The organism is Chryseobacterium sp. S0630, from assembly GCF_024158915.1.
Lineage (GTDB): Bacteria > Bacteroidota > Bacteroidia > Flavobacteriales > Weeksellaceae > Chryseobacterium.
In genome coordinates, this window is the sequence record NZ_JAMZGF010000098.1 from 1 (window position 1) to 10,747 (window position 10,747).

Below are 10,747 nucleotides of genomic sequence, written 5' to 3' on the forward strand. Positions count from 1 at the left end.
CTTATTTTTGAGAAAAGGCTCAGATTATAAAATCTAAGCCCTGACTTTTTAACTTACACACTTTACGGGATAGTGTCATACTAATATTTATGATATAGTTGTAGGACTATCCCTACAACTATATTTGTTTTTATAGGTTCTTATTTTTACACTATTCTGTCTGTGCATTTGTTCAGGGGTTTTCATATAACACGACCAATGTGGTCTTTTGGTATTATAAATTGTGAATGCATCTTTTACCAATAACTTCATTGTTTGTATATTAACATGATAGTCCTCTAATAGAAACTCCTGTTTAAGTATTATACCATTTACCCTCTCTGCAATTGCATTGGCATACGGATCATTCTCGGTCATTGAAGGTCTAATTTTTTTCTTTTTCAATATTTTCTGATAATCCATACTGCAACCTCCTATCAGAATGATGAATTAAGCTTTCCTTATATGTTCTTTGCTTTATGTCCATATTCAACGCCTTAAGGGATCCCTCAGTTGCCTTGCTATTAGAAACATCATATCCTATTATCTTTTTAGAATAAGTATCAGTGACCAAAACCAGATAGCAATTACGATCCCTGCCTCCAAGATAAGTGATATCCGAAACCCATACCTGTTCGGGCTGCTCCAGCCTCACGTCTTCTATCAAATTTTTATATTTTCTGAATCGATGATGAGAATTAGTGGTTATTCGGTAGTTTCTTTTAGGCTTTATAAGCATATTATTAGCTTTCAGTATACTGAAAAGCTGATCTCTATCCACATGCAATGGCTGTAACAAGAGTTCTAAGATATGATAGAGCTTTCTTGTGCCCAGACGAGGCATCATGACTCGTAAGCTATTGACAGGTTTAATCACCTGATCAGCTTTGGCTCTCTTACTTTCTGTAATCAAGAAGCTTCGATAATAACGCTGCCAGCTAATCCCGACCAATCCACAAAGATAGCTTACCGCTTTTTTATTTTCTTTGCTGATATATTGGATTGATAGGGAGAGAAGTTTTTTCTTACCTGAATCAGGTATTCTTCTTTGTCCAAATCAATCAGTTTATCCAGGATAGAAACTTTATCTTCAGATTTTATTAAGCGGATCTCTAAAAACTGATTGTGCTGCTTCAGATGTTTTAACTTTTCTTCAAGTTCTCTGATTTTTTGTTCTGCTGTTTGCATAACTTTACTTTGTGAACGCTTATCGGTACCAAAGTTACCATATCTTCTGCACCATTCGGTAATAGTACCATGAACCTGGATACCATATTTGCGCATTGCTGCCCGATTACCAATCGAACCACTTTCCACTTCATGTACTACGGCTAGTTTAAAGGATAAACTGTAATCTTTTTGACCACGCTTTACATAATGATTATTAATTTGTTCCATAACATAACTTTTTTATGTGTAACACTATGTTAGGACGAAACACTTTTTTGCATAAAAAAGGCTGTCTCACTTTTGAAACAGCCTCATAGTATGGAAGATATTTTGACCTATTTAACAGCAAGAAAAATAATATCAAAAAATGTGATAAATCCTACCCAGATATAGTTATATCGGGCAGTATAGTACCATCAGCTGTTAGGAAAAAGAAGATACATCCGTTATCATTACGTAAGTTTTGGACGAAACTATAAAATAAAGATGATGCTTATCCTGTTGTGCTGCAAAATGAGGGATTTTAAAAGTATACAGAGACTATAATGTAGAATCTAAAAAAAAAAAATATTATGTGAAATGGGAATAGGATATGTTTGAACACTGTTCTAAATTAGCTTTATACAAATGATTAAAGGATAATTGATTTAGTTTTTTTTTTCACTAAGAAAGCTTTATAATTTTAAATAATCTGGCAATAAAACCAGAAATAGACAAAGAATTTATACAAAAATGGATTTTTAAAAGATCACTTTTTTGAAAAACAAGTTAATATGAAAAAAATAATGACTAAAAATGTACTTTTCCTCAAAGGTATGACCATTTTACTGCTGGCTTCCCATAGTGAAAGAGCGCTTGCACAGGCACCGGGAGGAGTAAGCACTGGGCTTGTTTCCTGGAACAAGCAGAACACAGGTAATACTGGTACTGTCTGGAAAAATAATGTGGGTGCCAACGACGCAACGGGAACGGGGACTATTGTCTACAATTCCACCACAGATCTGGTTAATTTTAACAGATCCTATACCTTTAATACCTCCGGGATATTCACCCTGCCCGCAGCTTTAGATCTAAGTGGAAGCTACTCAGTATTTGGAGTAGCGACACTAAAAACCTTTGGAGTAAACGGGAGGGTATTTGGTTCTGCCTCTGCTTCATCTAATGTTCTATTAGGATATTGGAGCAACAGGATGAATACAGTGTATTATGACGCCGCCCCTAATAGCCTTACCACAGGAGTTAATAATGTGGTAGCTTCTAACAGAGATTTGATGCAATATACTTACATAAGAAGTGGAGGCCCGTTTTCATTCTCTGGTAATGGGACTAATATTCTGTCAGGAGCCACCTCTGGAGCTATTGCTTTCAGAGGAACTATCGGAGGTGGTTTCGGAGAGAATTCTAATGTAGTGGTTCCTGAATATATTACTTATAATACAGCCTTAAGCAATACCGATAAAAATAAAGTAGAATCCTATCTGGCACTTAAATACGGACATAACAAATCTGGAGATTATACCAACTCTGCGGGAGGAGTGTTCTGGACAGCTGCAACAGGGTATAACAATAATGTTGCAGGAATCGGCAGGGATGATGCTTCTGCATTGGAACAGAAAGTGTCCAAATCTCAAAATACCGATGCTACCTTAACGCTGTCAACCAATTCAGATTTCAGTTTACCCAATGAGGATGCAGGCAGAACGGCTATAAGCGGAAATCTTAGTTTTCTGATGATTGGAAATAATAATGCGTCTGCAAATATCAGACAAACAACAGATGTAGCACCCGGTTTCAATACAAGGATTTCCCGCGAATGGAGGATTCAGAATACCAACTTTACCCAAAACGTAGGATTGAAGTTTTCGTCAATAGACATTTATCCCTCTGCCTGGAATCTGGTTTGGGATGCAGACGGGGATTTCACTTCTGGTGCGGTAGATTTGGGGCTTCTTAGTGCAAGTGCCAGTTCGGAAGGAATATTTACCGGAAGCCAGCTGAGCAGTGGATACCTGGCTTTAATGACAAACAATACGGATAGTGATGGTGACGGGGTTACAGATATTATTAGCGATTTAGATGCGGATAATGATGGAATCCCTGATGCCATAGAATGTCCTAAACAGTTTTATTGGACGGGACCAGTTACCATCTCAGGCACTACTGCCAGCGGAGTTGTCAATGGAGTGTCTTATACCTATGTGTCAGACAAGCTAATAGGGTCAACTGCTGGGGTAGTTGGTCATAGTACATTTCCGGCATCATATGGGGTTCCCAATAATAATCCTACCATACAAAATACTCAGGTATCTCATAACGTGCTTACGTTTGCCCAACCCATGCAGAATCCTCTTTTTGTATTTGCTTCCGTTGGAAGTTCAAGTACGTCAGTTCCTGTTGTTTTTGATCGCCCTGTTCAGATTGTTTGGTCTACAGGAGTCGTTGTAAATTCTCCAACACAGTTTACGGGAACAGAAGGCTATGCTATTGTAAGAATTCCGGGAGTACATACTGCTATTTCGTTTGATTATACTGTTGCTGAATTTTATTGCAACTTTACTTTTGGGGCAGAACAATTTCAAAATTGTGATTTTGATAACGACGGAATAGATAATTATTTAGATCTGGATTCAGATAATGATGGCTGCCTGGATGCCATTGAAGGAGATGAAAACGCTACCATAGGGCAGCTGACTGTATCCGGAGGAATAGTAGGGGTAGGAACAGGTTCAGGAGCTCCTAATAAAAATCTATGTGCCAATTCATCATGTGTTGATGCTCAGGGAGTTCCTGTTCTGGTAAACAGTGGCGGACTTGCTGACATTGGAAGTGACCAGGGGCAGGGCCTAGGCAGCTCTCAAAATAGTACAGTAAGACCATCCGGATGCAATGTCTGCAGCAAGCCAGCGGCTACTACAGGGATAGGGCTTGAGACAAAACAGGGAATTACTTCTTTAGGAAGAGCCGGAAGCAGTGGAGATAACTGGCCAATGGTAAGACAGGGAGCATGGACAGCTCTGGAATCCAAAACCAAAGGATTGGTGATCAACAGATTGACAACAGCAGAAATCAATCTGATCCCGGCAGCCAATCTGGTAGAAGGCATGATGGTATATGACACCACACTTAACTGTCTTAAAGTATATACCACTATTGATAATGGTACCACCTATGGATGGAACTGTATGAATACCCAAACTTGTCCATAATTTAAAATTACTGATCCATTAAAACTTAAAAAATGCGAAACCTAAGTATAATAATAGCTTTATTCTTTTCAGGTATATATTTTTCTCAGGTGGCTATTGGAAAGACATCTGTTAGCAATACCTCAGTTTCCCTCGAATTTGGGAATGGTAATAAAGGAATCATCCTGCCCTGGGCTGCCAATACAGGCTCAGTAGCAGGAGCCGTGAACGGAACCCTTGTGTATGATACATCAGATCATAAAGTAAAATATCTGAAATCAGGTTCCTGGATGGATTTGAATGGTGAAACAGAATTTAATCCTGAAACCGTGGGTGCAGCAGATACCTCACTTCAGGATTCAAAAACAGAAACTTCCACAGCAAAGGTTGCCATAGGAGCGAATGGTGCAGCAGACACTACACCGGGAATTCTCGTGCTTACAGATACTGATAAAGCAATGATCCTTCCTAAGGTAGCAAGCCCTCATCTGAATATTATAAACCCTGCTCCCGGAATGATGGTGTATGATACGACGCTTCATATGCTGGCTGTATTCAATGGGACGGTCTGGTCTTTCTGGAAACCTTAAATTTTTGATAATTGTGAACAGAATCCATTTAAAAATTGCTGTGGACTTTAAATTTTTTGCAAAAGCATGAATGATATGAACGTACATAGAAAAAAACAATATATATCAGCAATAGTCCTGGTATTATTGATGGTATGGCAAAATGTCTATGCACAGACAGGACCTAATATTGCCCTCAATAAACCGGTTACTGCATCTACTACCGTTATTACCAACCCTTCCTTATCAGCTCTCACGGATGGTAATCTTACAACATGGACAGGAACGGATAATGCAACAGTGCCAGGCAGTGCAGAATGGCTTCAGATTGATTTGGGGGCAGATCAATGGATAGAACATGTAAAAATTTCCTCCCGCCCCGGACAGCATAACCGCGGAAGACGCTTTATGATTATCACTTTTCCGGATGCTTTAGGCCCGAACGGTCTTGGAGGTATTCCCGATAATTATATTACAGCAGCCAGTTCCTCTTCTTATAACCGTATTGCTTATACCAATGCCGCTGCTGTAGGAGGAGCAGGGAATTTATTATTAGGAGGAACTGTTCCCGGGGCGAGCGGAAGCAATCTGGGGCCGGATTATGTGACAAGAACAATGAATGTGGGAATTCATAAAGCCCGCTATATAAGAATACTTACGCTTCAGGATGATTATCTGGACCTTGCAGAAGTAGAAGTATACAAAACCGCTACACCAGCACAAAGAGGGTTAGTGAATGGTAATCTGGAAGCAGGATATGCAGGCGGAGGCATTGGATATGTACAGGAAGCGGGTTTCCCCGGATGGAGTACTACTGAACTGGTGGCAATGGTAGGAGGTATTACTAATCCCGATAACGGAGGATTATTTGAGATTTGGCGAAGTGGCAATAGTGGTGTTCCGGCTAATCAGGGACTTTATTTTGCTGAGCTCAACGCCTATTCCAATGGGCAATTGGAGCAGCCGGTCTGTGTACTTTCAGGCGAGGTGTTCAATTGGTCTTTTGCTCACAGAGGAAGGTTAGGAGTAGATGTGATGCGTCTTAGGATTAATGATGTAGATATTGCTGAATTTACGGATAATAATGCTGCCACGGGCACTCATACCGGTACAGTTTTGACTCCCTCTACTACCACTATTACCTCCCGGGTAAATGAAGGGAACGGATGGTATCAATATAGTGGAACCTGGACCAACACCACAGGAACATCTTTGGTCGCTACATTTGCTTTCAGAGCAGTTTCCTCTGCCGGAGGTAGTACGGGTGCCGGTAATTTCATAGATGATCTCAGTGTTACTTCTTTATCTGCGCTGGGTTCTTTTGCATCTGGTACTACTTATTCAGGAGGTGAGGATGTACCTAATGCCAATTTACCGAAACTATTGGTTAATGGTACTATCCCGGCAGGAGGAGCAACCCTGGAGCTTAACCTGAGCGGAACTGCCACAAGAGGCATTGATTATACTACGACTCCAGCCACAGGACCTATTATTGTAACTATTCCTCAGGGTACGTATGATGGTACTGCTGCTACGGGAATTAGTTTAGCACCTTATATCCATGTTTATACGGATGCATTGGCTGAAGGCCCGGAAACTATTATCATGAATTTACAGAATCCCAATGGTATGGCTATAGATAACGGGCAGGGATGCTCCGGTAACAGTACGGCTCAAATGACTTATACTATTCTGGATCTTCCTTTCTGCTATCATTATCCTGCCATTACCGCAGGAGCAGCACAGGAAACAAAATACGGAATCTCCTCTTTAGGAAGAGCAGGTACAGATAACGGGAATTGGCCCATGGTGAGAAAAGGGGCATGGGTAGCTCTTGAAGCCAAAACCAAAGGCTTCGTCATAAACAGGCTGACCACTGTTCAAAAAAATACATTGATTCCGGTAGAAGGGATGATGGTATATGATGTGAATTTAGATTGTCTGAGTATCTATGACGGCTCTGCGTGGTGGTGCTTTACTACTCAGGGCTGTCCTCCTAATTGATGATTTCCAGATAATTATAACTTAAAAAAATCCCTCATGAGAAATATAGTTTTAATATTTACAATACTAATACATTCCTTTACATCTGCACAGATTTCAATAGGAAAAACAGATGTTACCAATTCTTCAGTCTCACTGGAATTTGGGGCAGGAGAAAGAGGTATCATGCTACCATGGGTAAACAATGTTGCCACAGTGTCAGGTGCAGTGAACGGAACTATGGTATATGACCTTTCAGATCATAGAGTGAAGGTGAAATACGCTTCAGGATGGAATGACCTTTCAAGAGAAACTACCGGAACTACAACAGATCCTGTTACGGGTATAGATGGTGTTCTCATTCAGAATTCTGCTAATGAAAACATCTCTGCTAAAGTAAGTATTGGAATCCCTTCAAGTGTTCCAGGTATTTTAGTATTGGAAGATACTGATAAAGCCATGATATTACCCAGAGTTGCCAATCCGCATCTTACCATCATAAATCCGGCTCCCGGAATGATGGTGTATGATACAGTTTCAAAATTATTGGCTGTATTCAATGGGACGGTCTGGTCTTTCTGGAAACCTTAAATAGAAGTTTTTATAGAATGATAATAAAATTGGATAATAAGTTCTCATAGTTTAGTATTTCATTTTGGTGTTTATTGTTGTTTGAAGCCCCCATTATGTCTCATGATATTTGAGGGGCTTTATAAAGACTAAAGAAATATTTATTGCATCTGGAAACGGAAAGTAAATAAGAGTAGTATAATACATTTTATTAAATTTTTAGGTTTGTTTAGACTCTTATAAAGGTGGGATATAGATTTTTATCAATAAAGGTCAATCAATCACTTTTCATAATCTCTTTAAAATTTCTATCAATCTCACTTTTAAAGAGTCTTTTTAAAATTGCTCATTAAAAACAAATTCTATTTAAGCTATAAGTAAGTAATAAAACAAAAATTAAAATTATTTGAAACACAATGTCTATATATAGTGAATCACTTTCTCTTACTATGTGGTTTCAAAAAGTAAGAAAAGTGATTCTTTTTTTCAATAAATCTCTTTGAAGTAAGAGAGGTAAGTATAGAGAGAGTTCCAATAGTATAGCACCAAATACTACATTGTCATCTATTGTAGCTCCGCCTGTTACAGCTGTCTTCAATACTTATATAAGAATGAAAGTAATTGGTGATCTTCAGCTATTACACTGTGCTATTCATCTACTTATGGCCAATTAGAGGATTATGTGGCGAAAATATTTCCTGCCGTCACATTAGCTGCACAGAATAGTAGTGATGTTAAGGATACAGTAGATGTGTATATTCTAATCCGGCAGAAAATCAATCAACAGTGGCAGCCAATGGCAGCATACTGAAAAAATAATAGGAGTCTGATCTTTCTTGGTTTGTTTTCAGACTCTGAAAAGGTGAGCTGCTGATAGGTAATTTATTAATAACAAACAATTTTTTAATCTCTCCCATAATAAATTATTCTATCACTCTCACTTTTAAAACCATACATCAATAGGAATGTACATATAATTCTTTAAAAGAAAATGTAGTTGATGAAATAGCAACAAACGAATTTTTATGTATATGAATCAAATTTTAAAAACAATATGAAACAGGAAGAATGATAACAACACAAATGAATGAAATGAATTATAAGCATTTGCTTGGTAAAATTAAAAAAGAAATTTTAGAAGAATTAGGAGACGAACTCAACTATTACTCTTCAGATACGTGGTATTATATTCTTAAAACATCTTTTTTTGGAAAGAAAACAATTTTACGTGTCTATTTTGCTAATGACAGAGTAGTAAATTGGGATATTGAAAAGAGATATAAATGAATTTCAAAAGAAGAAGTGAAATTGGTATCAGGAGTAGGAGGAGCGGCAACAACAGGGATGACTCATGTTGAATCTTTTAATTGGTATGGGATTGAAATAAATGATACGGACTTAATGACCATGAAATTGAGTAAAATAAGAAACAGTAGAGGAACTGTTGGTGTGATTGGCTATAATGTCTTAAAAAATTGCAGGTTACTATTGATTATTACAAAAAGAAGATCATCATTGAGTCTTCAAAGGAGATAAAAAACTCTGAAGAATTTGGAAAAATGCTGGCTAAAGTTCCATTTGAAATGAAAAATCATATCCCGATTTTCCCTGTTGAAATCAATGGGAAAAAGTATATGGCGGGCTTAGATACCGGTGCAAATTCAAACCTTGCAGCAAAAAAAATCGTAGAAGATATAGGAAAGAAAACAATTAAAAAATATAAAGAAGCAGATATTAATGGCGTCGGAGGGGTAGCAAAAGATATGCAGGGAATAATCCCTCTGGTGAATTTTGGAGGCATTGATTATTCTAAAATGAGATTTGCTTTTGAAGATGATACTTTAGTAAGTTTTAATAATGCATATAAAGCTAATATGGATATATTGCTAGGGTATCCTTTCCTGAAAAAATATATTGCAACCATTGATTATGCTAATAAAGAAATAAGAATTTATACGGGTAATAAGTAAGATGATTACACAATAATATATCAGAATTTAAAAATACTTTTGGACGATTTAATAGCAAAGTAAAATTCAACTGGATAATCATAGTAGCAGCGGAATAGTTTTCTACAGGATTTAAAAGCTGAATCTTCAATAATGAAAGTAGATTTATAGATAAATTTGGTAATTTTTTTTCATTTTTTGTGAGGTAGGAATGATTACTCATTTCTCCTATATTTTTCAATGAAATCCTTAAAGGATTTTCTTAGACATTATTTACGTAGGTGGAACAACTTCAGTTGTTCCGCCTTTTTTATCCATAGAAATAAGTAAATACATTAAATAGTTTTAACAAAAAAGCTTCAGTTTTATGGAAACGTATTGCTAAAACTGAAGGTATATATGTAAAGAGAATTTTTTTTAAAAGAGGGGCAATACCCTTAATATTGCTGCAACAAATATTTTTAAATATCCGTAGTGGTTACAATACCTTTCAGATCACCATTTTCCACTACAGGAACAGAATGAAAACTGTGCTCAGACAAGATCTCCACTACCTCTTTAATAGTAGTCTCCGGATCTACAATAACGAGAGCTTTGGTCATCACCTAGGAATACAGAATACCTCATATACTACTGCAGATACTGGAACATCTTCAGTATCATACAGATCTTCTACATCAGCATAGCTGATCGATTAATGGTTACCAGTTCTTTGGTCATAATCTGAGAAATAGGGACTCTTTGTTTCATAACATTTTGTTTTAATTATTTTGAGAAATTTTCATGAAAAAACAATAATATATTGGCTTTTCTTATCTCAAAGTTAATGAAGAAATGCCTGTGAAATAGTATGTGAGATGCTGATTTTTATGAAATTTTCACAAATGTTCTAACTTTCTATAAAGACTATTCAAAACAGAAAGAATAAGTTGAGAAAAAGATTTTTTATTGATGAGAAAGCGAATATATAGGTCTGGATTGAAAACTTAGCAAAGACTACTGAATTAAAAAACTATGATCTGAAAGCTTAAAAAATAGAGATGAATAATTTTCCGAAGTTTTTCAGATACAATCTAACCGTATGATGATCTTTTATAATCACATTTATACATTCCGGTAATGTCGCACTATCAGGAATTTAAATCAGGAATTCTTATTCTGAACTCAGTTTAATTAATACCCGGAATTAATAACAATGGTTTTCTTATTGATAACCCTTCGACAGGCTCAGGGTGGCAGCCCTAATACCAACTGAAATTTTAAGTGTTGTCAGGCTGAGCCTTTCGAAGCCATTATTAAAGGATTAGGTCAATAGAAATCCGGAAATTTACTTGAAGGCACT

11 protein-coding genes are annotated in these 10,747 nt (G+C 37.1%); 7 read left to right on the top strand and 4 right to left on the bottom strand.

Annotated features, from left to right (window positions below; all coding sequences use genetic code 11):
* Positions 1 to 87: 87 nt before the first annotated feature.
* The 3 genes from NK356_RS24305 to NK356_RS23555 form a co-directional block, all read right to left on the bottom strand.
* Complete coding sequence (locus NK356_RS24305; RefSeq protein ID WP_367399323.1) at positions 88 to 402, bottom strand: integrase core domain-containing protein; 315 nt, start codon at positions 400 to 402, stop codon at positions 88 to 90.
* The gene (locus tag NK356_RS23550; RefSeq protein ID WP_253318197.1) at positions 365 to 826 is read right to left on the bottom strand and encodes a DDE-type integrase/transposase/recombinase; all 462 of its coding nucleotides are present in this window, start codon (positions 824 to 826) and stop codon (positions 365 to 367) included. The genes NK356_RS24305 and NK356_RS23550 overlap by 38 nt, the downstream gene beginning before the upstream one ends.
* 119 nt (positions 827 to 945) lie before the next feature.
* The gene (locus NK356_RS23555; protein ID WP_253318198.1) at positions 946 to 1,377 is read right to left on the bottom strand and encodes a hypothetical protein; all 432 of its coding nucleotides are present in this window, start codon (positions 1,375 to 1,377) and stop codon (positions 946 to 948) included.
* 545 nt (positions 1,378 to 1,922) lie between these two features.
* Between NK356_RS23555 and NK356_RS23560 the strand changes: the two genes are divergently transcribed.
* From NK356_RS23560 to NK356_RS23585, 7 genes are all read left to right on the top strand, one after another.
* On the top strand, positions 1,923 to 4,355 hold the full coding sequence (locus tag NK356_RS23560) for a thrombospondin type 3 repeat-containing protein (protein WP_253318199.1): 2,433 nt from the start codon (positions 1,923 to 1,925) through the stop codon (positions 4,353 to 4,355).
* 32 nt (positions 4,356 to 4,387) lie between these two features.
* Positions 4,388 to 4,924, top strand: coding sequence for a hypothetical protein (locus NK356_RS23565; RefSeq protein ID WP_253318200.1), 537 nt, complete (start codon positions 4,388 to 4,390; stop codon positions 4,922 to 4,924).
* A 75-nt stretch (positions 4,925 to 4,999) separates the two neighbouring features.
* Positions 5,000 to 6,907 (top strand): discoidin domain-containing protein, encoded by a 1,908-nt coding sequence (locus NK356_RS23570; protein WP_253318201.1) that lies wholly within the window; start codon positions 5,000 to 5,002, stop codon positions 6,905 to 6,907.
* A gap of 36 nt (positions 6,908 to 6,943) precedes the next feature.
* Complete coding sequence (locus NK356_RS23575; RefSeq protein ID WP_253318202.1) at positions 6,944 to 7,477, top strand: hypothetical protein; 534 nt, start codon at positions 6,944 to 6,946, stop codon at positions 7,475 to 7,477.
* A 661-nt stretch (positions 7,478 to 8,138) separates the two neighbouring features.
* The gene (locus NK356_RS24195) at positions 8,139 to 8,267 is read left to right on the top strand and encodes a hypothetical protein (protein ID WP_301288037.1); all 129 of its coding nucleotides are present in this window, start codon (positions 8,139 to 8,141) and stop codon (positions 8,265 to 8,267) included.
* A gap of 257 nt (positions 8,268 to 8,524) precedes the next feature.
* On the top strand, positions 8,525 to 8,743 hold the full coding sequence (locus tag NK356_RS23580; RefSeq protein ID WP_253318203.1) for a hypothetical protein: 219 nt from the start codon (positions 8,525 to 8,527) through the stop codon (positions 8,741 to 8,743).
* A gap of 188 nt (positions 8,744 to 8,931) precedes the next feature.
* Positions 8,932 to 9,426 (top strand): retropepsin-like aspartic protease, encoded by a 495-nt coding sequence (locus tag NK356_RS23585; protein ID WP_253318204.1) that lies wholly within the window; start codon positions 8,932 to 8,934, stop codon positions 9,424 to 9,426.
* Between the two features lie 440 nt (positions 9,427 to 9,866).
* Here NK356_RS23585 and NK356_RS23590 read toward each other — a convergent pair whose 3' ends face one another.
* Positions 9,867 to 10,007: a CBS domain-containing protein gene (locus NK356_RS23590; RefSeq protein WP_253318205.1), complete on the bottom strand. Its 141-nt coding sequence runs from the start codon at positions 10,005 to 10,007 to the stop codon at positions 9,867 to 9,869.
* Positions 10,008 to 10,747: the final 740 nt, after the last annotated feature.

Bases quoted from the DNA above. Each gene is read 5' to 3' on its own strand.
- NK356_RS23580 (WP_253318203.1), top strand. From the start codon at position 8,525: ATGATAACAACACAAATGAATGAAATGAATTATAAGCATTTGCTTGGT.
- NK356_RS23575 (WP_253318202.1), top strand. From the start codon at position 6,944: ATGAGAAATATAGTTTTAATATTTACAATACTAATACATTCCTTTACA.
- NK356_RS23565 (WP_253318200.1), top strand. From the start codon at position 4,388: ATGCGAAACCTAAGTATAATAATAGCTTTATTCTTTTCAGGTATATAT.
- NK356_RS24305 (WP_367399323.1), bottom strand. From the start codon at position 402: ATGGATTATCAGAAAATATTGAAAAAGAAAAAAATTAGACCTTCAATG.
- NK356_RS23550 (WP_253318197.1), bottom strand. From the start codon at position 826: ATGATGCCTCGTCTGGGCACAAGAAAGCTCTATCATATCTTAGAACTC.
- NK356_RS23590 (WP_253318205.1), bottom strand. From the start codon at position 10,007: ATGACCAAAGCTCTCGTTATTGTAGATCCGGAGACTACTATTAAAGAG.
- NK356_RS23570 (WP_253318201.1), top strand. From the start codon at position 5,000: ATGAACGTACATAGAAAAAAACAATATATATCAGCAATAGTCCTGGTA.
- NK356_RS23555 (WP_253318198.1), bottom strand. From the start codon at position 1,377: ATGGAACAAATTAATAATCATTATGTAAAGCGTGGTCAAAAAGATTAC.
- NK356_RS23560 (WP_253318199.1), top strand. From the start codon at position 1,923: ATGAAAAAAATAATGACTAAAAATGTACTTTTCCTCAAAGGTATGACC.